We start from the raw sequence: 25,944 nt of genomic DNA, 5'->3' as shown, positions 1-25,944 counted from the left end.
TTTAAACGTGAGCGATTTAACGTGACTGCCACGGTTATTACGCTATCTTATACCCAAGTTACTTTAAGTAGCTTAGGTATATCTGTTGACTTTTAGATAGAGGGCTTTAGGATTCCCTCCCTTAAACAATTCATGCTTTAGGAATTAGCTATGTCTGACATCGAGAAAAAAGAAGATCAAACCATTGAAGAAGTGAAGTTCACTCTTGACGATTGCTCACCAGAACTACGTCAAGTTGTTGAGTTTGAAGAAGTACCAGAAGAGCTTCTTGACATGCTAATTAACGTTTACAAAGCGTCTGAACCAAGTTCACGTGAAGCTTGGGATCAACTACCAGCAAGCGCACAAAATGTACTAGATAACTTCGAGCAGTTCCACGCGTTGGTTGCTCTAAGCCAGAGTTACTCAGGTATAGACTTCCTTGGTGAAATGCAAGAAACAGAAAAGCCTTCAGATATGACTGAAGAAGAGTACACCGACTATAAAGCCGTGACGCTTGATAGAGTGCTTCACAACTGCGTTAAAGATATGGGCAAACAATTGAAAAAAGCCCGTCGAAACCCGCCGATGAAGCGTGAGTTTCTGGAAATTTTCAAGAAATAAACACTTTACTGACAACTCAGTATTGTTTGATATCAGGGAGGGTCTTTGTACCCTCCTTATTTAGCTCCATCGTTCACGTACCATTTACTTTTTTCATGATAAAATAAGTGTCTTGAATCAATCGGGCGTCCTCCCTTAAAACCTTAAACGCCAATCAACCACTACAATATCCAATAAGAGATGGGTTCTGAGGTACCAATGCCTGGCCAGAAGCAGTTCAAATTCATTAATGGGCTTAATTTCATCCCCGCTCTGGGAATGATTAAGTCAGACACTACCAGTCAAAAACTCAACCTCTCTGAACAGTACATCCTGCTCTATCTTATTGAGCATGTGAACTGCCCGGTGACAAAAGACGACTTGCTTAAGGCCGGCTGGCCTGATCGTGTGGTATCTGAAGCGTCTCTATTTCAAGCTATCCGAAGCCTTCGAGTAAAAATTCAAGAAAAAACCAAAGGCGAAATCATCGAAACCCTACCCCGTGTTGGCTATCAAATCACACAAGTCAGCATCGAAAAATATTCAGGCTTATCGACCTCAACAGCCAGAATGACAACGGCTCCTTTCTTGCCGTACTTTTCTATCGCTTTGCTCACCGTTATTGTTTTACTGGTAGGGGGTTACCTATGGCTTACAGGGTACAAATATCCAGACGAGACCCATTACGTCACCCGAACCACCATGCTACAAAATAGCACCGTAACACTCATCTCAATCAATGAAGAAGGCATAGTCGACCTCCAAACCAAGCTTGATGAACTTCGTCAGCTTTATGTCCAATTGGACAACACAACAGATTTAACAAACATTAAGCTTTACGCATACAAAGGCGCTGATTCCTACTCTATTGCTTGGTGTCGTATCGACGAAAATAAGCAATGTTTGCCAGAAACTGATTTCTCATACCAAATTAGCATCGATGGTTGGGTAACGTTCACTAAAGAAGTGTTAAAGGAGTTACCTCTTTCACGCCCTTATCCAATTATTCAAACAGATCTTGCCCGTGAACCGACATCGCAAGTCTACTTGAACTTCCTTGACAACTCAGGGATAGACTCACAAGTGGTGTATCACTACATTACCAGAGATGAGGAAAATACGTTTAATTTCTCCTACTTAAACTTTATCTCTGAGGAGCAAACCGGCTATCACCATGCGTTGTCGATCAGTTCAGCGACATTAACCGTGGTTGAGAATGAGTCACCGTTTATCTCCAAAATAGAACTCAAACCGATTATGTACCATTGGGCATATCAAGCAAATGAGTTCATCACTGAACGCTTGTCGACGGCACTTACTATAGAAAATAAACTCAAAGAACAATTCCTCAGTAAAAGTGTGAGCTATAACTATTTGCTTTATCAGCAGCCTTATATTGATTTAGTGCTGAATGATCATGTGGGCATTTTTTGGGTCCATAACAGTGATAAAGATGCAAAAATATTTAACTACAAACGACAAGCGGTGAGATAATGGTCTCACTGCTCAAACCTGTGCATCCAGCGCTTTAGAATGTGATTTTAAGAGTTAAGCTCTAACTGTTAATAATACCAATTGGTTTATATTGACTTTTTAATAGAATAAATGGAACCGACTTCGGTATAAAGAAGCGCATTACTTGCCCTCACTAATGGTACGTACTCAGAAGCGAGTATAGCTTTTCCATGTCATGCCAGTATTTTGATAGACTTAACTGAAACATTAGCGATAAGTGCACAAAGACTTTGTTGTGCAAATAACAAGATAAAATATAAATGATATTAAAAAACAAACACTTTAAACGAATATGGCTTTTTGTCCTGCTACTTTTCCTCTCCGGCTGTGCCGTCTATGCAGGACTTAACTTGGATCAACTTTTTGGAAAGCCACAACCGCAGGAAAGAATAGCCGCAGCATCGTCACCCATAGCAAGCCACTATATCGATAAAGTCAAACCGATCATCGAGAGCCGCTGCGTTGTTTGCCATGCTTGTTATGATGCGCCTTGTCAGTTAAAAATGTCTTCTGCAGAAGGCATTGACCGTGGTGCCAGTAAAGAGAAAGTGTATCAAGGCACTCGTCTACTCGCGGCCAATACCACACGTATGTTTATTGATGCCCAGTCAACCAGTGAATGGCGGGAAAAAGGCTTCAATCCCGTACTGAATGAACGAATCCAAACTGAAGAAGCTAATACCCAGGCCGGTGTCATAGCCCGCATGTTAAAGCTTAAACAAGCGCACCCTCTTCCAGAGCAAGAAGTACTTAATCCAGCGGATTGGGACTTTTCGCTAGACCGCGATCAGCAGTGCCCGACCATCGAGGAAATGACCAGCTTTGAGCAAAACTACCCAGAATGGGGGATGCCTTATGGCCTGCCGCAGATAAGCGATAAAGAAAACCAAGTCCTGATGGCGTGGCTTGCCAATGGTGCCCTGATGGCAACCGCGCCGCTGCCAAACGCAAAGACCTTGGAAAAGGTTGCTGGCTGGGAAGCATTTCTTAATGAAAATAGCCTAAAGCGGCAACTTGCCAGCCGCTATATTTATGAGCACCTCTTTGTTTCTCATCTCTACTTTTCTGATGAGCCGCAACCAACTTTTTTTAACCTGGTTCGCTCTCGCACTGCACCGGGTAAACCGATTGACCTTATTGCTACTCGACGTCCTTATGATGACCCCGGTGTTGATCGTGTTTACTATCGCTTCCAACCAGTGAGGGAGACCATCGTCGATAAAACCCATATGCCATACGCGCTTAACCATGCCAAATTGGCGCGCTTCAACACCCTGTTTATCGAACCCAAATATGAAGTGACATCACTACCGAGCTACCACCCCGATGTAGCTGCAAACCCTCTCATTGCATTTAAGCAAATACCGGTTGATAGTCGATACCGCTTTATGATCGACAACGCCCAAAATACCATCATGGGCTTTATCAAAGGACCGGTATGCCGTGGACAACTCGCACTGAATGTCATCAACGACCATTTCTGGGTCTTCTTTGTCGACCCAGCGATGGCCAATACACCTGCCGTCGATGAGCTTTATGCATCACAGGCAGAGAACCTTAGGTTACCGGCAGAAAATGAAAGCAACACCCTACCACTCACCAATTGGATTTCTTATTCCAAGCAGCAAGGTCGTTTCCTTAAAGCAAAGAATGCTTTTCTCAATAGTGCGTTCGAAAACGGTGAACACCTAACCACAGATCTCATCTGGGACGGTGACGACTACAACGACAATGCCAGCCTCACCGTGTTCCGCCACTTTGACAGCGCGACGGTCACTAAGGGACTTGTTGGAAGTCAGCCGAAAACAGCTTGGGTAATTGACTATTCACTACTAGAACGTATTCATTACCTATTGGTTGCAGGCTTTGATGTTTACGGCAACTTTGGTCATCAACTGGTCACACGCATGTATATGGACTTCTTACGTATGGAGGGTGAGTCAAACTTCCTCTCTTTACTTCCGGCCGATTCACGCCACCGAGAATTGGCTTATTGGTACCAGGGAGCCAACAAACACCTTAGTGATTACCTTCAAGGAGAGATCAACGAATTTGATCAGCCGACAGGTATCAATTACCAAACAACTCACCCCAAAAGTGAGCTTTTTGGCATGTTGCAAAAGAAGTTAGAAATCGTTTTACCTGACCGTTACGATATCACTCAGTCATCCTTCACCGGAAATAGCTCACTGGCATTGAATAGATTGAACCGTATAAGTGGAACGCAAGCTAGCTTATTGCCTGAGATTACTTTTATCATGGTCGAACCGACTCAGCCCGATCAACAGGCAGAACTCTTTACCCTGATCCGCAATAGTGCACACAAAAGCATTTCCAGCCTGTTCAATGAAGAATCCAACCGTCTATATGACCAAGATACTGTCACCTTGGTTCGTGGTCTATTAGGAAGCTACCCAAGAGCATTCTGGCACCTAAAGGAGGCTGATTTAGTCTCTGCGGCAAATCAAATCAGTACAATTGAGACAGAAGACGATTATCGTCTATTCCTCGACCAGTATGGCGTTCGTCGGACCAGCCCAGAGTTCTGGGTATTCAGTGACAAGTTGAATGAAATAAACCAACAAACGTTTCCGATCGAAGCCGGACTGCTTGACTATAACCGGATTGAAAATCGGTAAATTAATCCAATAGAAAAATAAGGTCTAGCCATATGGCTAGACCTTATCCAAGGTTGTAAGACGAAGATTGAGTTAAACCATTAATGTGTAATAATTTTAGCCCGAGTCCAGCTTTCACTATTCCATAATTGGGTCTCGCGATGACGCTCAATCAGGCCACGGTTGTCATAGTAACTTTCTTCTTCGCTAAACTCAGTTACGGGCATGCCATCAACATCTAAGGCAATCTCCCCCGTCTCTGTATAATAGTTCGCTTCCCAGCGTCGATACTCTTTACACGCGAGTACTGTTTCACCTGTTGTATGATCTACTAATGACTCAGACCCAACAAAAACCGTACTCGTGACCTGCTTAAAGTTATCCAGTTGTGGTGTCGCATTCAACAACTCTCCATGGCTCAGCCTCACTTCAGGCATATAATAACCACTTGTTGCCGATTGCCTTTCCGAAAGGATATGCTCAGCCCCCCAAGCGATATAATCAAATCCATTCTCGGTTGCTTCAAAGCCCACCATTACGCCTTCATCCGGTGTATCGTAGTATGTTTCTGTAAACTCGTAATATGGAGGTGCACTAGGGTCAGAGTAATCCATAAAAGCACCGTGCAACGTTGACGCATTGAGGTTATCACGTCCTCTCCAACTCACACCTTTCGCACTGTTAGGCGTTAAAGTATAGATAGCATCTTGTATAACAAAGCCCTCTCCCTCCCCTCTTCCTCTTGTCATCAGATACTGTATTTGTTCATTCGCTGAAGCTACGTAATCACTATCTGGCAAAGTTGCCAAGCACTGATCCATCGTGGCGGATCCACCTTCAGGTACGAGATAATTTTCAGGGTCAACACCAACTAATTGGTCTTCATATACAAGGCCAATTAATTCTTTTCGGTAATCACTGTACCCCCAAGTAACAGTATCAAGATCGGCAGGGTCGTATTCACTGTAATTACGGATGGATAACTGTACAATATTGTCTTTGTCAATATATTCAGTACTATTCTCAACGACATAGATAGCATCTTCGGGTTCTTCGAGAGCATTATTGACTAAAGTAAGTTGTGAAGAATATTCAACGACACAAACATCTCTTTGGCCAAGTACAGTATCAATTGTTTCCATACCTTTGTAGGTCGCATATAAATTCTCATGCCGGATTGGCTGTACAGGCGAAAACTGGTCAACCCTATCAACCCAGTACTGTGTGACTTCACCCAGTTTTAAATCACTGGGTTTATTTGAATCAATGTTTGCTGACCACCAGCGACTAAATACATCTTGGCTGCCTATATATTGCTGATTATCGGCGTTAACATAAGAATGTTCAAAACTTGGGTTCCATGAATCTGCCGGTGCTTCTGCTGATGCACTTGACACCTGAGTTACCCTCACTTTCGTATCTGGCAAAAGACCATTTGGAAGACCAACCCGCTCACCAACATCAACCTCTGACTGCTTGTATTCCTGTTTCGTATCGTCACCATGGTTCAGCCTAGATACATGGTAGAGAAATGCATTACTCCGAGCATTAACAGGTGTTGAAGAGTCAAATGAATACTGAGCCAAGCTTTCCATACAACTATTAAGTGTACTTAAATCGACTTCCGTTTCTGGCGGAGGGGTTGTACCTGTATTTATATCTGATTTTTCAGAGCCATCACCACCTCCACCGCAGGCAGAAAGTAAAACAGCGGTAGAAACAGCTAATGCAACCTTGCATAATTTCATAGCGACACCCTATTAAACTTTATGAAAACAATCAGATCCTACAGGCAAAATAATGCCACCCCATTCAATTTCATACACCTTACGAGGCACATCTAAATAATCGTTCAAACAGCAATAGACATGTGTTAAAAATTACACATGCAAACAACTATGTGCGGGCTAGATAGAATATATTGCAGACGGTAAATCATCTTATATTAAATTAATCAATGCTAGCTTTATTGTCGCCCAAGCGACACGTGAACAAGCACTTATATTCGACAAATGTTATGATAGAGACATAACATAACAAAGAGCAAAGTCATGCTAGGAACACTCAGTAAAATGAAATCTCAACTCGGTGACGTCGTTGAATATCAACTTCCCGTTGGCGATAAGTTATTACCTCTTAATCCTCTGATTGGAAAGCACCTTAAGCTGACGCACACAGGTAATATTTATTGCGATGCCTGCGGTAAGAAAACAAAGAAAAGCTACTCACAAGGCCACTGTTTTCCATGTATGAAAAAACTAGCCCGCTGTGACATGTGTATCATGAAGCCAGAAACTTGCCACTATGCCAAAGGAACGTGTCGTGAGCCTGAGTGGGGCGAGTCCAATTGTATGGTACCTCATTATGTGTACCTGTCTAATACTTCAGGACTCAAAGTGGGCATTACTCGTCATACCCAATTACCAACGCGTTGGATTGATCAAGGTGCGACGCAAGCATTACCAATCCTGAAAGTAAAAACACGTCAGATTTCTGGACTAGCAGAAATTGCACTGGCTGAATTAGTGGCTGATAAAACGAATTGGCGTACCATGTTAAAAGGCGATAATGCCGACATGGCCCTACAAAGCGAAGCGAAACGTCTACTGCCTGAGATAGAACAACGTCTTAATGAGTTGCTTGCGTTATACGGAGAAGACGCCGTCGAGAAGCTAGAAGAAGCTATCGTTGCTATCCAATATCCTGTGAATGAATACCCCAAAAAAATAGCGTCGCACAACTTTGACAAAGAGCCTGTTGTGAAAGGGACTCTCATGGGGATTAAAGGCCAGTACCTGATTTTCGATACCGGTGTAATAAACATTCGAAAGTTCACCAGCTATGAAGTCTTAGTGGAAACAGCTGAAGGCTAATACCCCAATATGACGCAACGGCAACTGTCACACATCGTGTGACAGTAGCCGTTTGGACCTATCCCCCTGAGACTCGACTCTGGGCGTTATTTTGCCTTGGGTTGAATGAATTTCCGGCTGCTATCTACCACAGCAACATCTCGGATAAAGTTCACTCCCAACACTATTCCTTTTCCTGCGCTAAGCGCAAACTCAGTCAGCTCATTCAGTTCGCCAAGTTTCGCCCTTAGCTTAACAACCGCTTGGGGAGTTTCGTTTTTGTTCGACTTAAGCCAACGCTCGACCGGTAGCTCTACCTCTTTACCACCCGCCTTGAATTTCACCCAGTCTTTACCATCACGCTCAAAAGCCTGTATATGGCTGACCCCAATCGATGAAATCGACTTACCACCATCAACCTTCGCCCGAATATGCTGTTGTGCTTGTGAAATCCACAGCCACTCTTCATTACCTAAAATCAGCTTGCCATCATCGGTTTTTGTCACTGCGGGTTGAGGCTTCGGTTCAGGCTTTGCTTCTGGCTCAGGTAGCGGTTTAACCTCGGGCTCAGGAATAGGATCTGGGGTGACTGGCTTCGCTGTATCAACAACCGGGGGGATTACAGGTTGCTCTATATTCCCTCCCCCGATGTCTGGTTCAGGTTTTGGCTCTGTCTGCCGATCGGGTTGCTGAGCACAACCCACCAGCAATAATAGCGCAATATATATAGCCGATTTTTTCATTAAATTCATCCCTACAACATCAAGACATACTTTACGACCAATTACTTATTGTTAATATACACCCAAGTGGGCTCAAGATACTTGGATACATCATAGTATGCTTAATTAATGGCATCCTCAAAAAACAGATTCAGCCATAACGCTAGAACACACTATATAACAGAGCCATACTCAGCGTTAACAATATGATCGAACTGAGACAGTTTATTCTGAATCCATGCCTCATCATACCACCCGATATTCCGACTATGTTTAGCATCATCCCACAAACTAAAATACCAACGTCTTAATTCAAAACCCGGCTGTAGGGGCACATCTTGCTGATAACGTTCAGCTAACTGCATTTCTGGCCTCACATCAAACAAATGGAAGATATCCATTTCGCGGTGTTTGAAGCCAACATCGCACGGGTCAAGAATGGCAGAGACTTCAAAAGATTTTGGATCAACCAGAATATTACCGACGTGGCAGTCATCGTGGATCAAGGAGGGTTCCGGCAAGGCTTCAGACAAAATGTTATCTCGCCGCTCCCAGAGGGAGCGGTACGCTTGCTTTTGAATAGGTGTAAACGGGGATGCATCACTGACAACATAGCGGTAAACCGGCTCCATCCAGTGACAAAAAGCCTTGGTAAAGCTTGGGTCAAACCGCTCACGTTCTAGCTCGAACCCTCTGGGTTCAGAGATACTATGCAACGTGTGTAGTAGCTCAAGGTAGTTATCTGAAAACCGCTTAATGGCATGCTTTTCATTAGGGATTTGATGTGCTGATATTCCTTGCAGCCACTCCAGCATAATGAAATCAAAACCTTCTTCCCGGCCAAAAAACACGACCTCAGGGACAGGACAAGGCAACGCTTGACGCAAACGTTCCAGTCCCTCTACTTCTTTTGCTAACCGCCCTATTTCTCGTGTAAATTTAACAACAACCTTGGCATTGTCTGATGCCAAGAAAACAACCCAACCATAAAATGTTTCATGTATTTCACTGACTTGTGGAGCCTGTCGAAACATTGTTTTATAACTAAACTCTGCAATCCTTTTTAGCTGCAATCTATTCAATCTGGCTTCCTTTCTCGCTCATTAACTTTATCGGCTAAAGCAATGTTTTTATATGAATAATATTAGCTTTACCATGTAGTACCATAACCTGTTAATAGCCATTTGGGGGGCATCATGATCAATAATGAGTTCAAGCTCTCACAAATAATACTTTTGGCCGAAAGACGACAAACAAAGTGTACAGCACAATAACTTTAAACGATTTGATTACGCATAACTCTAGGGCAATAGACAGGCGGCGGCTTGCAGGTCAACCGCCCCTATCAAGCGATTCATTGAATGGCAATGCCAAGCACATCCGCCAACTCTTCAAGCTGCTGCTCTGAGTCGAGTCGAAAAGACCAGTTAACCCCAGATCCCATTGCTGTGATCACATTCGCGCCATTTCCAAGCAGTGTAATGTCATCTGCGGTAGCCTGTAATGATACACGTGCAACACCGTCTAATCGGACGACAACTTCATGTTGGTTGGCAATGATGCGCCCGGCTGAAAAAACAATTGTCATTTATCCACCGCTTTTTTATGTTTCATTACTGCTATTGTCAGGCGACTAGTACAAACCATACGGCCTCGGGGATCGGTAATATCAATTTGCCATACCTGAGTTGTTGTCCCTAGATGTATAGGTGAAGCTTTCCCGATAACATGGCCGCTTCTCATTGCTCGCAAGTGGTTGGCATTGATATCGAGTCCGACACAATATTTCCCCTCATCGACACACATATTCGCCGCCAACGAGCCCAAGGTTTCAGCCAAAACGACAGAAGCACCGCCATGCAGCATGCCGAGCGGCTGATGGGTCCTGGGTTCAACGGGCATTACAGCAGACAAACTAGTGTGATCAAATGCCGAATACTCAATACCTAGATGCTCGACTAGCGTATTTGCCGAAGTCTCATTTAAACTTTCAAGAGTGAAGGATTTTTTCCAAATACTCATCACGTTATCCAAACAATCTTATTTGGAGAGAATGATACAGCAACTGTATAATTCCGCTATTCCGGTTTATACATAAAATGAAAGGAGTCTTGGATGAATCGCTTTCAACCACTAGCCATTGCTGGTTTTATCACCTCAGCGATTGCACTCACAGCTTGCAGCAGCTCACCAACGGGTAGGCAGCAGGTATTGCTCTTCTCTGAACAGGATATGTCTCAGCTCGGAGCACAATCCTTTGATGCCTTAAAAGAGCAAGAAACGATCTATACCGATAGCAAAACCAATCAATATGTTCAATGCGTGACTAATGCATTAACGAGCCGTTTAGGTGCCTCTCAAGCAACAGGGCAATGGGAGGTGGTCGTGTTTGACAGCGAGCAGGTCAATGCCTTTGCCCTACCCGGTGGCAAGATTGGGGTATACACCGGCCTACTCAAGGTGGCGACGAATCAAGATCAGCTAGCAACAGTGATCGGCCATGAAATAGGTCATGTCCTTGCCCAGCACAGCAACGAAAGGCTTTCCCGCTCTCAACTCGCCAACATGGGGATGCAAATATCCAGTGCTGCGATTGGCGGGACAAACTACCACGATGCGGCGATGGCAGGTTTGGGCCTTGGCGTCCAATATGGTGTATTAATGCCTTATGGCCGTGCGCAAGAATCGGAGTCGGATATTATTGGTTTGAGGATGATGGCTGAAGCGGGGTTTGATCCCTATGAGAGTATCAACCTGTGGAAGAATATGGCAAAAGCATCTGGTGGTAACCAGCCTCCCGAGCTGCTATCGACCCACCCTTCTCATTCAACCCGGATTGATGACTTACGGGCAGAAATCGCAAGACTACCTAGCTTTAATGTCCCCAAGCCTCAATGTAAGATATAAGTATACCCAAGTGGCATCAAGCCTCAATCACTTGGGTATATAGCGCACCCTTTGGGGTGCCTTATATCCTATTTGTCTTTAACCCAATTAGATTGGCCACCACAAAATGCAGAGTAAATGAACTTAGATACTAAATGGCTCGAAGACTTCCTAATGCTGGCTGAAATGCAACATTTCTCCCGCGCAGCTGAAGCCCGACATATTACTCAACCCGCGTTTGGTCGACATATCCGAGCGTTAGAAAAAGCGATCGGCCACTCACTCATTGACCGGACAACGACACCGATAAGCCTGACTTCAGCAGGCCGGCAATTTAGATCTATTGCACAAAACATGGTGTCACAGATGGAAGATGGGGTAAAAATGCTCAACGGTATCGAGCAGCCACTCCAGAATCCGATACGTATCGCTACGCCGCACTCATTATCTTCGCCTACCCTTTTAGACTTAACGGAATACGTCAGCCAACAGCATGTAGTGCACTTTTCTATTGATATACTCCGGGTAGATTTTGCTATTGAGTCGTTAACCGAGTCAAACTGCGATTTTTTACTGGGCTTTGAAATCTTGTCACTGCTACAGCCACCCTTTCAAAACTTATGCATCGGGCATGGCGATTTTCTTCTTGTCTCTGCCACTGACCATCAGGGCAAAGCGCTATACAACCCCTTTGAGCAAGCCAGCCCTATCCTGAAATACAGTGCCGAATCCTACAGCGCGAGACTTATTGAACAGTACCAGCCTCAGTTTGAAACGTTCAACACCTATCCGGTATTCGAAAGCTCAATGTGTCAGCTTCACAAAGACATGGCCTTAAGAGGAAAAGGATTAGCTTGGCTTCCAGATGCTCAAATTCGTCAGGAGCTTAACTCCGGCCAACTCATTGCCATCGCCCCAGAGCAATTTAGACTGCCCTATCAAATCAGACTATATCGAAACTCTGCCCCGCTGCGCCATGATGCTCAGAAGCTCTGGGCGTATTTGCAGCAAAACGTTAAAACAGGTTGGCAAGTCAACCGTCCCTGGCAACCCGCATAGCGGGCTATACCCAGTGCCGACTAGTGCTGAGTATAGAGCCAAATACGTTATTCACCGCTAACCTAGTGCCGAAACGGCACTAGCATACCGAAAATTGCATTTCACTTTACGCCTATTCAGGGTGATACTGCCGCCAAAAGCAATCGTTTGCGTAAATGAGGTCACTGTGAAATCAACGCCTATAACACTCACCGAGTTTTATCACCGCTTTCCTAAAGCCGATCTCCATTATCATCTGCTTGGAGGCGTCAGGCTGGAAACCATGTTGTCGTTTGCAGACAAATACCAGATCGCGCTGTCAGAACTTGAAGCAAAGGCTTATTACCGCGCTCATCAAAAGGAAACCGGCATCGTTAAAGGTGGTATTGAAGCGCTTACCTTTCTATACCAGTTAATGCAGGAACCAAGCGACTATGCCAGAGTCATGAGAGAAGTCGCCGAGGACGCTCATGCTTGCGGGGTAAAGTACATTGAAACGTTTTGGAACCCATCAGATACCGTGCTGAGCTACGCTGATGTCAATACGGCATTAGCTGACGCTATCGACAATGCCTACAATGAGCTAGGTATTGTTATCCGACTCATTCCTTCCATCAACCGAGAAAAGTCACCTGAAGATGCGGTTGCAATGGTTAATGAGATGATTGATAGCCCTCACCCTTATGTTCTCGGAATAGGTATTGATTACAAAGAACATGATGCACCGGTTGAGAAATTCTGGAAAGCATACCGCTTAGCCAAACTGCACGGCTACAAACTCACGGCCCATTGTTCCGAATTTGGTTTGCACTGGCGAAATGTTGAGACAGGCATTGAGCTAATCGACGTTGATCGCATTGATCACGGCTACACCATTATTGATAATCCGGCCCTGACCCAAAAATATGCCCAAAGAGGTATCCCTTTTACTGTCATTCCATCCAACACGTATTACTTCAAGCAATGGCCTAGTCACCAAGATTGGTGCCAGCATCACCCGATAAGGGCCATGGCAAAAGCCGGGATAAATATCATCCCTTGTACCGATGACTGGCACATTCACAATACTACCAGTGCAAATTGTTACAGGGTAATGGTCGAGGATTTCGGTTTCGATATTGGCAGCTTAAAACAAATGATGATCAACAGCATTGAAGCCAGCTGGATGCCCGATGAGACCAAACAACAATGGCTAGCAGAATGGAGCCATGAGTTTGACGCTTTAAGAGCGAACTTGTTAGCAGAGCCAACTATCGCGCCGGACATGAAAGTTTGCTATCGACGTTAATCAACCCATTATTTATTAAAAAGACATGTAGAGAGAATCCATGGAAACTGTAACTGACAAGCCAGCTTTGAGCATTGCAAAGTGGTTTGACTTTAAAGGTAATAATACCAATCTCAAAACTGAGATCATCGCAGGCCTAACAACGTTTGCGACAATGGCCTATATGGTAGCAGTCGTACCGGGAATGATGAGCAAAGGCGGTATTCCGTTTGAGAGTGCACTCACCGTCACAGTACTAATGACGGTGATCACTACTATCGCCATGGCTCTATACACCAATCGACCTTTTGTGCTAGGCCCTGGACTTGGCAGCGTGGCTATCTTTTCATTCACCCTATTGGGTAATGACGTCCCACTCAGTATTGCCGCCGGCATTGTATTTGTCAGTGGTGTACTGTTTATGCTGGTCTCTTTTCTTGGTGTTCGTGACTTTGTCGTTCGTATTATCCCTCACAGCGTAAAAGTCTCGGTGGGTGTCGGCATTGGTCTATTTATTGCTCTACTGGGATTCAAGCAGGCGGGTGTTGTCATTGCCGACCCTCGTAAAAACGTACTTATTTTCGGCGATCTTGCCTCTATTGAAGTGATTACCGCTGTGCTGGGTTTTTTCATGGTGCTCTTTTTTGTATCTAGAAAAATCCAAGGCGGTATCATCCTAGCCGTGATTCTCACTACCCTTCTTAGCCTAGCTTTTGGGATAACGTCTATACCAGATAACTTCTTCAGCATGCCGGGCAGCATTGCCGACATGACATTCCAGCTTGATGTATTAGGCGCATTGAGCCCAGCTTATCTGCCGTTCCTGCTAGCATTCTTTATTCCAGACTTTTTCTCAACGCTTGGCGCTATGCTGGGCATAGGGGCACAGGCAGGATATCTAGATAAAGACGGCAACTTGCCGGGCATCGAAAAGAACTTTCACGTCGATTCTAGTGCCACAACATTTGGTGCACTATTTTCATGCCCAGTTATGACAACATATGTCGAAAGCTCTGCAGGTGTTGAGTCTGGCGGTCGAACAGGCTTCACAGCCTTGGTCACAGCGGGTTGTTTTTGTCTAACATTATTCCTTGCTCCACTAGCGGGTATGATACCAACCGCTGCCACCGCTCCCGTGTTGATGTATATCGGTATTGCCATGATGAGCTCAATGAAGAAAATCAACTATGATGATATCACTGAGTACCTACCGGCATTCGTCTGTGTCGTAATGAGTGTCTTCAGCTTCAACGCTGGTAACGGTATTGCGGCAGCAATGCTAGTATATGCCTTCCTGAAATTGGCAACCGGGCGATATAAAGAAGATCACTGGTCAGTCTATTTGATTGCCTCATCAATGATTTACTACTTCTACATCATCTCTTCACATTAATAAAGCACAGCAAGACAAAGGCCAACACTTCACCAGGGCTGGCCTTTTCTAAACAAAGAATCGTCGTTAAAGTAGCTGTCTAGATCTTTAATTCTTCGAGCTTGCCGCTTAAGTTGCTAACAGTATCCGATGCTTTATCAGACATATCTTCAAACACATCTTGGACGTCCTCAAATGAACGAGAATCGGTAAGATCCTCAATTTGATCTTTGTAGGTCACACCGATATAAATTCCCAAACCAACCAAAGCCAGCACGATATATTTCAACATCTCTACCTTCTCTTCGCAAACTAAACATATGAGGCAAATCCTGCCTCTATAAATTATATATCGGTAATAAAAACAGCTTCCGCAGAAGCTGTTTCAATTCTGAGCATCATTAGCGTACAAGGCTGATGAGAGACTTACCCAACAACCACTCAAGCTCTTTCTGGCTTTCTTCACCATAGCGCTCAAGGCATAGATCATATAGCCTATCAATGCCACGCTTAGCAAATTCACTGGTCGTTTCTGAGGAGGCAATATGATGAAATAGCAATCGTAGCGTCGCCTTAAATTTTTCATCATCCAACGCCGCAATCCAGCTACTCGTAAACCCAGCCAGACCATTATCTAGATCAAGCTTTTCTACAAAAATCTGAAAAATACGCCCATCAAGCGCAATAGCGAAATCTTGCTTTTTAGGGAAGTGATGACTGATACCCGTACGAGATATCCCTGTTTGCTTGCTCAATGTGGTGTACGACATTTTGTCATATCCCAACGTCAAAATTTGATCCACCACCGCATCCATAATTGTTTGGATGGTAATTTCAGTATCTTCTTTACTACGCTTTGGCATAATGCTTTGACTCTATGATTCTATTTGATCACCCAAAGACCCGCCGAATTCCCAAACGGACTATGTAACCATATAAGCAAATGTGTTGAAATCCGATTGATGCCCCTTTGTTATACAGACGAATAACGAGTCGCACAATACGGGATATCATTCCGTTAATTGATAATATTACCGTTTTACTGCCAGTTTCAAGTTAAAACACGTGATTAAATGATAATTACAACCCGTGTTTACATACTGAAAATCAACAGGCAGTTCAAATGACCACGTTACGCTCCATTTTTGGCTGATTAAAACGAAAAAGTGAGCAGAGACAATAGTTTGAACTGGCGCTTCCCCCTTAAACATCATGAATACCTTCGCCAATAGCATAAAAGTGACAGCATTGTAATAGAAACAGGAATTTAAGAACAGATCAGTAACATTAAAAAAAATATACACCTGTTTGAATTTTGTTCTATTTTAATCTTTGAAAACTAATTATTTTTTACGTTTTTTTGTACATTGGATGTTTTTACAGAATCGGTTTAACGTAAATAACCGCTTGACCAAACAGTAAAAATAGCATTATTTTAACAAAACCATAACACGGAAGGATCGAAGTATGACTCTACCTCTGCAATCGGATCGCTTAAGGGATACTCTGATGACTCAACCACTGCCAACCGAAATGATTCTCAAATGGGCAGAAGAACGCGCAGATGATGTGTATCTTCGCCAGATCATCAACCGACAATTTGTTGACTTTACATATGCAGAGGTAGCTGACAAAGCACTGAGACTTGTCAGCGCCCTTCGTGCCCAAGGTTACAAACCTGGTGATCGTATCGCCATCATGTCGAAAAACTGTGCTGAATGGTTCATTTCAGACCTAGCACTCATGCTAGGTAGCTACATCAGCGTGCCTATTTTCCCAACGGCGGGCCCAGAAACCATTGAGCACTGTTTAACACACAGTGAATCAAAAGCAGTTCTCATCGGTAAGCTAGATGATAGCAAAGCGGCCCTTGCGATAATGGAGAAGCACCCTGAAATTCTCTCCATCAGTTTTAACTATCCATCGGCACCTAAATGTGATCACGACTTCAACACCCTGCTTTCTCAACATAAGCCATCACAAGAGCGGCCAGACCATCAACAAGATGATTTAATGTCTATCGTGTATACCTCAGGTACATCCGGCCTGCCTAAAGGTGCGATGTTAAGTTACGGCTCATTTGCATGGGCTGCACAGCGTCTTGTGGATCATATCGGTATGCAAGAAGGCGAGCGTCTGTTTTCTTATCTTCCGCTTGCCCATATTACCGAGCGAGTCTATATATTTGGCTCTTCTGTGATGTCTGGAATGCAAGTTGCCTTCCCTGAGTCCCTAGATACTTTCATCGATGATGTAAGAATGCATCGCCCGACCCTCTTTATCTCGGTTCCTCGTCTGTGGACCCTTTTCCAACAGCGAATCTTGGAAAAACTCCCGCAAGCCAAACTCAACTTATTACTGAAAATTCCATTCATTTCTGGCGTTATCAAACGCAAGCTTGCCGATGGTCTTGGCCTCAACAAAGCACGAGTACTGGGCTGTGGCTCGGCACCCGTCTCTCCTGCTCTACTTCGCTGGTATGAGAGCATTGGTCTCAACATTACCGAAGCTTGGGGGATGACCGAAAGCTTTGCTTACAGCACCCTTAACCATCCGTTCCGTAGTGATAAGATCGGTACTGTCGGTAACTCTGGTCCAGGAGTAGAAATCAAGGTTTCAGCCGATGAAGAAATCTTAGTACGCGGCATGGGATTATTTTCGGGTTACTACAAAAACGAAGATGCTACCAAAGAGATGTTTGATGATGATGGTTGGCTCCACACCGGTGATATCGGCTTCATGGATGAGGAAGGCTACCTAACGATTCAAGGCCGCAAAAACGATACCTTCAAAACGGCGAAAGGGAAGTTTGTCTCACCAGTCCCTATTGAAAAACGAATCTTCGAACTTGCCAACATTGAAATGATGTGTGTGGTCGGTTCAGGCATGCCGGCGCCAATCTTACTTGCCGTACCGCACGACTTCCCTAACTTTGACCGCCAACGCTATGCGCGCACTGCTCAACGTGTTATTGATACCATCAACCAAGAGTTGGAATCTCACGCCAAAATCAAAGGTGTCCTGATGATTAAAGACCCTTGGAGTGTGGAGAATAATATCTTGACGCCAACACTTAAGATCAAGCGTCACCTGCTTGAGAAGAAATACCATGACATCGGTGCTAACTGGCCGAAAGATCAACTCGTGCAATGGGAAGAGTAATTTCAGCCCTCCCCTTATAAAACAGCCCCCGCCTTCGCGGGGGCTTATTATTTTAGCCTATAGCTCAGAGCTTATAAATCATAGCTTATAGCGCTGTACTTCTTTTTCTAATTGGCCAGCGAGCTCCTTAAGTGTGCCAGCTTGGCGAGCAGCTTCCATCGCCTCTTGAGCCATTTGGTTGGCGACCTCCTGGACCCCTTCGGTATTACGGCTGATCTCTGCGGTAACACTTGATTGTTCCTCGGCTGCCGAGGCAATCTGTGTCGCCATATCACTGATCACATTAATCTCGCTGGCAATACTATTGATACTTTCACCCGCGGCATCGACATCTTGAACGCTGGTATCAGCTAACTGATGGCTATCGTTCATCACTGTCACTGCATTATGGGTCGTCGACTGAAGCGCCTCGATCATACTTTGAATTTCTTCTGTCGAAGTATGCGTACGCTGAGAAAGTACACGCACTTCATCGGCAACCACTGCAAAACCTCGACCTTGTTCTCCTGCACGTGCCGCTTCAATAGCTGCATTGAGCGCCAATAAATTGGTTTGCTCAGCAATCTCGCGGATCGTTGATAGAATGGTGCTAATTTTAAGGGCATGCCCATTAAGATCTTCAATAATGGCAGCAGCGCTGGTCACTTCGCTGGCTAGGTTACCAATTGACTGCTGGCTTTGCCCGACTTTCTCATGGCCACTACCAGCCAAAGATACCGCCTGCTCTGCCGTTTTCGCTGTATTCTCAGCATTACCGGCAATTTCCTGTGTTGCACTCGCCATTTCAGTCACAGCCGTTGCCACCATGGTAATTTCATCTTGCTGCTGGCGAATGTTATGGCTGCGCTGAGTTGACGCTGCAGCTGAATCAGCCGCATTTCGATTAAGCTCAATAGCAATATCACGCAACTTTGTCGCCATTAGATGCTGATGCGACACGAACTGGTTAAAGTTTTCGGCTAACAACCCGACTTCATCTTGGCTATTAACAGGTATACGAGCCGTTAAGTCTCCTTCACCATGGGCTATATCAGCTAAGGCTACCGATACCTTCTTCAATTCACTCAGTTGTTTTGTCAATAAGAGGCTGATCAAGCCACACACCACGATAAGGATCACAAGCCCGATAAGCAGCTCATCAACTAACATATCCCGAATGGGTGCTTCCAGTACCGACTTATCCATTACCATGACCAGTGCCCAACCAGAATTTGGCACCGCATGAATTGCAACGGCTCGCTCACGTCCGTCAAAGTCGCTTAGGAAAAAGCCATTACCATTCATCTCATTGCGAAGAGACGAGACAGTTAACCCTAGCTCCGAAATCGGTTTCAGCTGCATGTCGGGGTTCGGGTGAGCAACAACAACCTGGTTGCTCATATCTAGCAACATGGCATAGCCGTCGCCTAGCACCGGTATATTCAGTACATCACGCATCAAATCCCCCAGAGCCAAATCCGCACCGGCAACGCCTTGTAGTTGTCCAGCTTGCATGACAGGCTCTGCTAAGGTCACCACCAAGGTTTGCATGGTGTGGCTCATGTACGGCGCCGTTACAACCTGTGTCCTCGCCGCAGAAGCCTCTTTATACCAACCTCTTTCTCGAGGATCGTAACCAGCACGGTTAAGAGATGGGTCCTGACGGTACATATCCCCCAGCTGATTGCCATAAAAGCTCAGACTAAAACCACCCGATACATGCATTTGCTTAAGGTGCTCGACAATATCTGGCGTATTATTGGTTGCCATGGTTTTAGCGACCGCCTTTACTGCTGCCTGCTTATTATCCAGCCAATCACCGATACCTTTGGTTACTGCGACGGATGTATTTCGGCTTTCACTTTCAATTGACTGCCAAGCATGGTTTTTCATTGACTGGTAGGAGAAACCGCCAAGGGCAATAGCGGTAATGGAAATGGCAGCAAAACTCGATAACAACAGTTTTGCTTTTAAGGATAACTGCATAACTTCCCTTTAATTTTGAAACAGATTTTGGTGGAGGATTATAATCTGTAGCACGCTTTTTTTCATGATCTGCCACTAAAAACTATAAATTTCATTTTGTATAATCAACGACATATGCGTGAGATATCTTAAGAAAGAAATATACTCATTAATTCAACCACATTGTATAGACTCTATATAATACTTCGGTCAATCGTTAGGCAGTTGCACATCGCAAAGCAATATTCATGTTCGGTTCATGTACAATCAGTTACAATTTAATGTATGAATAGAAAAAGCAAATACATATATATCTTGTCGCTTCTCCTTTTCACCTCTACAGCACTTGCAAATGTTGAATTGGAAATTGATGAAGATCATGACGACGTCATGCGGGCCGTTCAACAAGGGCAGGTACAACCGTTCTCGTCTCTACAATCTAAGGTAAATGCGCAACTCCGTGGCCGCATTATTCACGTCGAGTTGGAAGAAGATGACAACATTTGGATATATGAATTAAAGCTTATTGACCCTAACAATAATATTGTCAGAGTTAAGTATGACGCTCAAACTCTCACAATTCTTGAAATAAAAGGCAGGGGTCTTGAAAACATTATCAAGGTAGACCAATGAAAATACTCGTCGTTGAAGATGAACAGGCCCTAGGCGAACAGATTGTTGCAGGTTTAGAACAAAGTGGCTGGGTCGCCGAACTGTCCTCTGATGGGATTGATGCTTTATACCGCGCCACCTCGGAGCCTTGGGATGGGATAATCCTCGACTTAGGCTTGCCCAAGTTAGATGGGCTGACCGTGCTTAGGGGTATTCGTGATGAAAACGTTACTTGTCCGGTAATAATCCTCAGTGCTCGTAACGAACTCACGCAGCGTGTTGACGGCCTTAATGCTGGCGCTGATGACTACCTAACAAAGCCATTTCAGATGATCGAGCTTGTTGCCCGTTTACGCGCTCAAGTGCGCCGTTCAACGGGAAATGCCTCACCAGTGATTCAGATCGGTGGACTAAGTCTCGATACCCGTACCTCTAAGGTGATGCACAATAGTGAAAATATCGACCTTACCGCTCTGGAATTTAAAGTGCTCTCCTACATGATGCACAATGCCGATAAAGTCATCTCTCGCACTGAGCTTGTTGAACATATATATAAGCAAGACTTTGACCGGGACTCTAATACCATTGAGGTGTTCATTGGTCGTATTCGCCGTAAAGTCGGTGGTGACGTAATCAAAACGGTAAGAGGGCTTGGATATCGTATCAATGCCGATTAGAGCACCGCAAACGCCTCTACCCAGCCTTCGCAGCCGCTTGCTTATTGCCGCGGCTGTTTGGCTACTAGCGATAACTCTTGCCGCAGGTTATCTGGTGCCGTCACTCATCAAAACCTACCTGGTCGACCAAGAGAAACATCAACTTTATATCTACCTTGACGAATTAACGGCCCAGATTGATGTGGATAATAGTGGCAATTTGATCCCACTAAAAACATTATCCAATCCACGATTCCAGCAACCCTATAGCGGGTTATATTGGAGTGTGAATGTTGAGAACAAAGAGCTACGCTCTCGTTCTTTGTGGGATACTCGTATTTCTGGCGATAAAGAGTCAGGTTTTGTCGGTCCTAATAAGCAATCACTGCTGGTGCTTAATCGCAATATCCTATTGCCCGAGATTGATGAGCCCGTCACCCTCACTGTCGCCATTAACCAAGAGCGGCTATTGAAAACGCTGACCCAGCTGACCAGCGGTCTGTGGTTAATATTACTGGTTATGGCAGGCGGCATTCTCTTTTTGATCTGGCTACAGGTTAGCTGGTCACTCTGGCCTCTGCGCCGCTTGCAACAAAACTTAAAAGAGGTGCGCGAGGGGCAAACATCAGAACTGAGCGGGATCTATCCTGCTGAAATTCGCCCCGTGGTTGACGACCTCAATGCCCTCCTGTTCCATTATCAAGAGTTACTTGATAGAGCACGTAATCATGCCGGCAACCTGTCGCACGCACTCAAGACACCGATTGCCGTACTCAATAACGAAGTCACTCACCTCAATAAACAGGAGCAGTCGCGACTACAGCCCTCGCTGCAACAGCTCCAGCAACATATCGACTACCACTTAGGGCGAGCAAGAATGGCCGGCGCGAGCAATATCTTGTCAGCCAAAACAGCCCCCTCCGCCCGAGTCGATGCAATTTCCATGGCAATGGATAAAGTCTATGCCGATCGTGGCGTTGTGCTTGTTAACGAGCTAGACAGTGATTTATTGGTCGCGATTGAAAAGCGCGATCTCGACGAAATTTTAGGGAATTTAATAGAGAACAGCTACAAATGGGCGAAAGGCTTGATACGTGTCCACCAACCGGAACAAACGACAGAGAATCTGTTACTGGTAATAGAAGATGATGGACCGGGTATTGACGATGATGCCTATCAAAGCGCAGTTAAGCGTGGTGTTAGGCTTGATGAAACAACACCTGGAACAGGCCTCGGGTTGAACATAGTCAGTGAGCTGGCTCACAGCTATCGCGGTGAATTAACGTTAAGTCGCAGCCCGTTAGGTGGGTTGAGAGCTTCAATCACGCTACCTAAACCGAGACAATGACATCAACCAAGATTTATCTGGCGAGCACCCGCTCGCCAGTGTCCAGCAGCCTTAGGCGGGCCAAAGCGTTAGATTCACAATCCTGATAATCACCCCGAGTATCAAAGATGCAACCCCCAGCCGGTACCATTTGAACTCCTCGACAGCCATACCTATACGGTTGTAAAACATCTTCAACACGCCAGTCCAGTCACTTGTCCGGCGTCCGTATATAATAATCCCATTTACGACCATCGCTAATCCTGCCAAAATCAGTAAGTACTCGGCAACTGTCATTGATATCTGCAGCATGGTGTGTTCCCTTTTTCATCATCTACACTCTGATTTAATGCTATTCACATCAATAGCTCAATTAGACCAAGGTAGAGGGTTACATTTTCACCGGGCAGCTTATTTAAGAAATAAATGCCGTTAACAGTAAAGTTTGTATGCTTATTCAAGGCGTTTGGTGTAGAATCCCGCACCCGGAATTTCTAACGAAGGTATCGAGGCGACATGCAATTACTCGAAGCAAAACTACATAAAATTGACCGTCATAATTACCGCAGCTATTCCAGTTTGCGCGGTGAGTACCACTTCGTTGACTTCGATTTCTTCATTGACATCACTCAATCAGACCCGTTTGCACCTGCGTCTCGTGTACGAGCACGCCGTAAATGGTCGTTGACCGATCTTGAGTGGTTAAAAGAACAGTCTCCTGACTACCAACGTGCGGCTCGTGATTTCATTGCTCGTCAATTTGCCGAATTGGCACAGCAGATCAATGAGATTCAAATTGACCGTCCGGGACAAACTGTTCTAGACCGTACCGCCGTGGTATTCGATGATGATGCTCTGGAGTTGCGCTTTCGCGTCAACCTACCTTCAGACGGCCGTACCATTATTGCTAAAAAAACCGCTAACCTGCTAACGTTCACGATGCCGAAGATCATTCGCCGTGCCACTATCGCCCGTGAGTTGCCGATAGATGAGTTAAAACGTCACTGTGAAACGGTTGAAGATCAGGTCGCCCTGCGTAAACAACTTGCTGATAAAGGCTTGATGGCCTTTGTTGCCGATGACAGCGTACTTCCTCGTTTGGCGGGTAACAGCGATTCACCTTTGGCCGATGCCATTCCATTTATCAGCCCAGAAAACCTGGCCGTTGAACTTGAAGCGCCACACCGCGGAAAAGTTCGCGGCATGGGTGTCCCTAAAGGCATTACCATGATTGTCGGTGGTGGCTTCCACGGTAAATCAACCCTGTTGAATGCAATCGAAAACTCTGTTTACGATCACATTCCGGGTGATGGTCGTGAATATATCGTTACTGACGAATCGGCATCTAAAATCCGCGCCGAAGACGGTCGCTGTGTACATAACGTCGATCTGACACCATACATCAGCAACCTGCCAATGGGTAAAGACACCAGCATGTTCTCAACCCAGAACGCATCCGGCTCAACGTCACAGGCATCATGGCTACAAGAATCGATTGAGTCTGGCTCCAATGCGCTGCTTATTGATGAAGATACATCGGCATCAAACTTCATGATCCGCGATGAGCGCATGCAAGCATTGATTACAAAAAACGATGAACCAATCACGCCATTAGTTGACCGTATTTCGCTGCTACGTGACCAGCTTAATGTCTCTGTATTGCTTGTTATGGGTGGCTCTGGTGACTATTTGGACGTTGCAGACACTGTCATCCAAATGCACAACTACCAGGCGATCGATGTCACGGAAAAGGCGAAAGAAGTGGTTAAATCCCACCCTACCCGCCGTCAGCTTGAAGGCAGCACCGAAATCACCCGTCCGCGCACACGTAAGCTAAACCGTGCCGGCCTGAAAGCACAGCTAGAAGACGGTAAATTCCGAATTCAAGTCAAAGATAAAACATCTATGCGCTTTGGCCGTGAGCTTATCGATCTTAAAGCACTAGAACAGGTTGCGGATTCAAGCCAATTGCATGCTATCGGTTGGTTGTGGTTCCAAATTGCCCAAGGTAAAGGATGGGAAAAAGCACCTAGCAAAGCCTTTGCTCAGATGCTTGCCAGTGATGAATGGTTCCGTAGTATGCCAAACTACGGTGACATCGCTAAACCTCGCGTTATAGAGGTAATGGCGGTTCTTAACCGAATGCGTAAAACTGAATTTAATTAATCAGTAGTAGATATGCATAAAAAACGATGAGGGCAACCTCATCGTTTTTTTTGGTTATTCTGCGGAATAAAAGCTATCAATTCAATGAGTCCATTTAGAATCGACGACTAGCGGCAAAGAATAATGTTTCACGAGGGCCAAATCCCGCTTCTGCTAATACTTCCCAATCGCGGTTAAAGGCATACTGAAAACCAACGACCCCATTCCACTTTTCATCAGAACTTTGGCTCACTTCAAACTTGCCGTCTGGTGCAAGCTCATCAATGATTTTATCGAGTGCTGACGGTAGCCCTAGGCTTTTCAGATCACCAGACAAGTATTGCTGAACATCTTGGTACATCGCACCAACGAATACCCGGAGCTCGCGACCACCATCGTACTCCCAACGGTGGCCGACACGAGGTGCTGCAACAAATGTTTTGATATTGCCATCAATTGCTGAAATGCTTGTATAAGTGTAATTCATATCAACCAAGGCAAACCAGTTCCCTACACCACCAGCCAGTGTGGTACCTACACCATAGGTTCCACCGTCCATATCCAGCTCAAACATGGTATTATCAGGCAAGTTGTCGCCAAGGCGATCAATTAGTGAACACAGGTATCTATTAGAATCCAATATTCCAAAGCCGCTTGAATCGCAACTAACCGAGTTAATCTTTGCTTTGCTGGTGCCTTGGGTATAGCCTAGAATGCCGTAAACATTCAGGAATGGAAAAATCCACACATCGCCACGCAACGTAATATTTGAACCGCTAAAATCCGCTTGTTTAGCGTCTACATCCAACGCCTCTAACACTGGATGACCAGTTAAATTAATACTGTTGACTGTAATAGGGTTGCTCATATCCATATATGATAAAGAGAAACCATAAGGTTTGGGGAGTGTATAACCACGCTTCTCTGCTTCATCACCCCATATAGGGAAAAAGGAATCCTGACCAAAAGTCTGCGGTGCAACAAAAAGGCTCATTAGCAGTAAAGCTTGTGTTTTCAAAATTATATCTCAGTTAACAATTACAACACCGTCCATGGTTACTTCTTCACTTATATATAATGACACTCCAATACTTAACAGACACTTAATTGAACAAAATTCAATTGAAAGTAAGATCACTCGTGCATAGAATATCTTCTAGTCATAACTCTTTATTTTTCATTACTATATAATATTAATGTTTGAATTTTCAGCTGCAGACCCATTGCTAATGCATAATTATCCGGC

The 25,944-nt window shown here is 44.9% G+C and carries 23 protein-coding genes; 13 read left to right on the top strand and 10 right to left on the bottom strand.

What is annotated here, in order from left to right; genetic code table 11:
* Positions 1-150: 150 nt before the first annotated feature.
* The 3 genes from C9I99_RS02745 (at position 151) to C9I99_RS02735 (ending at position 4,736) form a co-directional block, all read left to right on the top strand.
* Positions 151-603 (top strand): DUF3069 domain-containing protein, encoded by a 453-nt coding sequence (locus C9I99_RS02745; RefSeq protein WP_107347307.1) that lies wholly within the window; start codon positions 151-153, stop codon positions 601-603.
* Positions 604-801: 198 nt separating this feature from the next.
* Positions 802-2,076 (top strand): winged helix-turn-helix domain-containing protein, encoded by a 1,275-nt coding sequence (locus tag C9I99_RS02740; RefSeq protein WP_166645354.1) that lies wholly within the window; start codon positions 802-804, stop codon positions 2,074-2,076.
* A 281-nt stretch (positions 2,077-2,357) separates the two neighbouring features.
* Positions 2,358-4,736, top strand: a complete 2,379-nt coding sequence (locus C9I99_RS02735; RefSeq protein WP_107347305.1) for a fatty acid cis/trans isomerase — start codon at positions 2,358-2,360, stop codon at positions 4,734-4,736.
* Positions 4,737-4,816: 80 nt separating this feature from the next.
* Here the strand turns inward: C9I99_RS02735 and C9I99_RS02730 are convergent, their stop codons facing one another.
* On the bottom strand, positions 4,817-6,463 hold the full coding sequence (locus tag C9I99_RS02730) for a hypothetical protein (protein WP_107347304.1): 1,647 nt from the start codon (positions 6,461-6,463) through the stop codon (positions 4,817-4,819).
* Positions 6,464-6,766: 303 nt separating this feature from the next.
* Here C9I99_RS02730 and C9I99_RS02725 point away from each other — a divergent pair, with 303 nt between their 5' ends.
* Positions 6,767-7,588 carry a DUF2797 domain-containing protein gene (locus C9I99_RS02725; protein ID WP_107347303.1) on the top strand — a complete coding sequence of 274 codons (822 nt, stop codon included), beginning with the start codon at positions 6,767-6,769 and terminating at the stop codon, positions 7,586-7,588.
* An 86-nt stretch (positions 7,589-7,674) separates the two neighbouring features.
* On the opposite strand, the gene C9I99_RS02720 is transcribed toward C9I99_RS02725, so the two are convergent.
* The 4 genes from C9I99_RS02720 to C9I99_RS02705 form a co-directional block, all read right to left on the bottom strand.
* Complete coding sequence (locus C9I99_RS02720) at positions 7,675-8,310, bottom strand: putative ATP-dependent zinc protease (protein WP_107347302.1); 636 nt, start codon at positions 8,308-8,310, stop codon at positions 7,675-7,677.
* Positions 8,311-8,462: 152 nt separating this feature from the next.
* Positions 8,463-9,371 (bottom strand): phosphotransferase, encoded by a 909-nt coding sequence (locus C9I99_RS02715; RefSeq protein WP_107347301.1) that lies wholly within the window; start codon positions 9,369-9,371, stop codon positions 8,463-8,465.
* 272 nt (positions 9,372-9,643) lie between these two features.
* Positions 9,644-9,877, bottom strand: coding sequence for a DUF3389 domain-containing protein (locus C9I99_RS02710; protein ID WP_107347300.1), 234 nt, complete (start codon positions 9,875-9,877; stop codon positions 9,644-9,646).
* Complete coding sequence (locus tag C9I99_RS02705) at positions 9,874-10,311, bottom strand: hotdog fold thioesterase (protein WP_107347299.1); 438 nt, start codon at positions 10,309-10,311, stop codon at positions 9,874-9,876. Before C9I99_RS02705 ends, C9I99_RS02710 begins: the two co-directional genes overlap by 4 nt.
* Before the next feature lie 93 nt (positions 10,312-10,404).
* Here C9I99_RS02705 and C9I99_RS02700 point away from each other — a divergent pair, with 93 nt between their 5' ends.
* From C9I99_RS02700 to C9I99_RS02685, 4 genes are all read left to right on the top strand, one after another.
* Complete coding sequence (locus tag C9I99_RS02700) at positions 10,405-11,196, top strand: M48 family metallopeptidase (RefSeq protein WP_107347298.1); 792 nt, start codon at positions 10,405-10,407, stop codon at positions 11,194-11,196.
* A 117-nt stretch (positions 11,197-11,313) separates the two neighbouring features.
* Entirely contained in the window at positions 11,314-12,234 is a 921-nt protein-coding gene (locus C9I99_RS02695; RefSeq protein WP_107347297.1) for a LysR family transcriptional regulator, read from the top strand.
* A 166-nt stretch (positions 12,235-12,400) separates the two neighbouring features.
* On the top strand, positions 12,401-13,501 hold the full coding sequence (locus C9I99_RS02690) for an adenosine deaminase family protein (protein WP_107347296.1): 1,101 nt from the start codon (positions 12,401-12,403) through the stop codon (positions 13,499-13,501).
* A gap of 40 nt (positions 13,502-13,541) precedes the next feature.
* On the top strand, positions 13,542-14,873 hold the full coding sequence (locus C9I99_RS02685) for an NCS2 family permease (RefSeq protein ID WP_107347295.1): 1,332 nt from the start codon (positions 13,542-13,544) through the stop codon (positions 14,871-14,873).
* Between the two features lie 79 nt (positions 14,874-14,952).
* Here C9I99_RS02685 and C9I99_RS02680 read toward each other — a convergent pair whose 3' ends face one another.
* Positions 14,953-15,144, bottom strand: coding sequence for a hypothetical protein (locus C9I99_RS02680; protein WP_107347294.1), 192 nt, complete (start codon positions 15,142-15,144; stop codon positions 14,953-14,955).
* Between the two features lie 109 nt (positions 15,145-15,253).
* Positions 15,254-15,715 (bottom strand): TetR family transcriptional regulator, encoded by a 462-nt coding sequence (locus C9I99_RS02675; RefSeq protein WP_107347293.1) that lies wholly within the window; start codon positions 15,713-15,715, stop codon positions 15,254-15,256.
* Positions 15,716-16,385: 670 nt separating this feature from the next.
* Here C9I99_RS02675 and C9I99_RS02670 point away from each other — a divergent pair.
* Complete coding sequence (locus C9I99_RS02670) at positions 16,386-18,014, top strand: AMP-binding protein (protein WP_208113346.1); 1,629 nt, start codon at positions 16,386-16,388, stop codon at positions 18,012-18,014.
* A 78-nt stretch (positions 18,015-18,092) separates the two neighbouring features.
* Here C9I99_RS02670 and C9I99_RS02665 read toward each other — a convergent pair whose 3' ends face one another.
* Entirely contained in the window at positions 18,093-19,979 is a 1,887-nt protein-coding gene (locus C9I99_RS02665; protein WP_107347291.1) for a methyl-accepting chemotaxis protein, read from the bottom strand.
* A 264-nt stretch (positions 19,980-20,243) separates the two neighbouring features.
* On the opposite strand from C9I99_RS02665, the gene C9I99_RS02660 reads away from it, so the two are divergent.
* The 3 genes from C9I99_RS02660 to C9I99_RS02650 are packed head-to-tail and all read left to right on the top strand — an operon-like array spanning position 20,244 to position 22,574.
* Positions 20,244-20,591, top strand: coding sequence for a PepSY domain-containing protein (locus C9I99_RS02660; protein ID WP_107347290.1), 348 nt, complete (start codon positions 20,244-20,246; stop codon positions 20,589-20,591).
* Complete coding sequence (locus tag C9I99_RS02655) at positions 20,588-21,247, top strand: response regulator transcription factor (protein WP_107347289.1); 660 nt, start codon at positions 20,588-20,590, stop codon at positions 21,245-21,247. The genes C9I99_RS02660 and C9I99_RS02655 overlap by 4 nt, the downstream gene beginning before the upstream one ends.
* Entirely contained in the window at positions 21,237-22,574 is a 1,338-nt protein-coding gene (locus C9I99_RS02650) for an ATP-binding protein (RefSeq protein WP_107347288.1), read from the top strand. Before C9I99_RS02655 ends, C9I99_RS02650 begins: the two co-directional genes overlap by 11 nt.
* Positions 22,575-22,625: 51 nt before the next feature.
* Here the strand turns inward: C9I99_RS02650 and C9I99_RS02645 are convergent, their stop codons facing one another.
* Positions 22,626-22,865, bottom strand: a complete 240-nt coding sequence (locus C9I99_RS02645; protein WP_243734294.1) for a hypothetical protein — start codon at positions 22,863-22,865, stop codon at positions 22,626-22,628.
* Between the two features lie 204 nt (positions 22,866-23,069).
* On the opposite strand from C9I99_RS02645, the gene C9I99_RS02640 reads away from it, so the two are divergent.
* On the top strand, positions 23,070-24,719 hold the full coding sequence (locus tag C9I99_RS02640; protein WP_107347287.1) for an ABC-ATPase domain-containing protein: 1,650 nt from the start codon (positions 23,070-23,072) through the stop codon (positions 24,717-24,719).
* Positions 24,720-24,813: 94 nt separating this feature from the next.
* Here C9I99_RS02640 and C9I99_RS02635 read toward each other — a convergent pair whose 3' ends face one another.
* A complete protein-coding gene (locus C9I99_RS02635; protein WP_243734293.1) occupies positions 24,814-25,716 on the bottom strand; it encodes a hypothetical protein in 903 nt (300 codons plus the stop codon).
* Between the last annotated feature and the right edge of the window lie 228 nt (positions 25,717-25,944).

It is taken from the genome of Photobacterium lutimaris (assembly GCF_003025555.1).
GTDB classification, from domain to species: Bacteria; Pseudomonadota; Gammaproteobacteria; order Enterobacterales; family Vibrionaceae; genus Photobacterium; species Photobacterium lutimaris.
The sequence above is the reverse complement of the archived record's forward strand: the minus strand, read 5'-3'. Positions and strand labels throughout refer to the sequence as shown.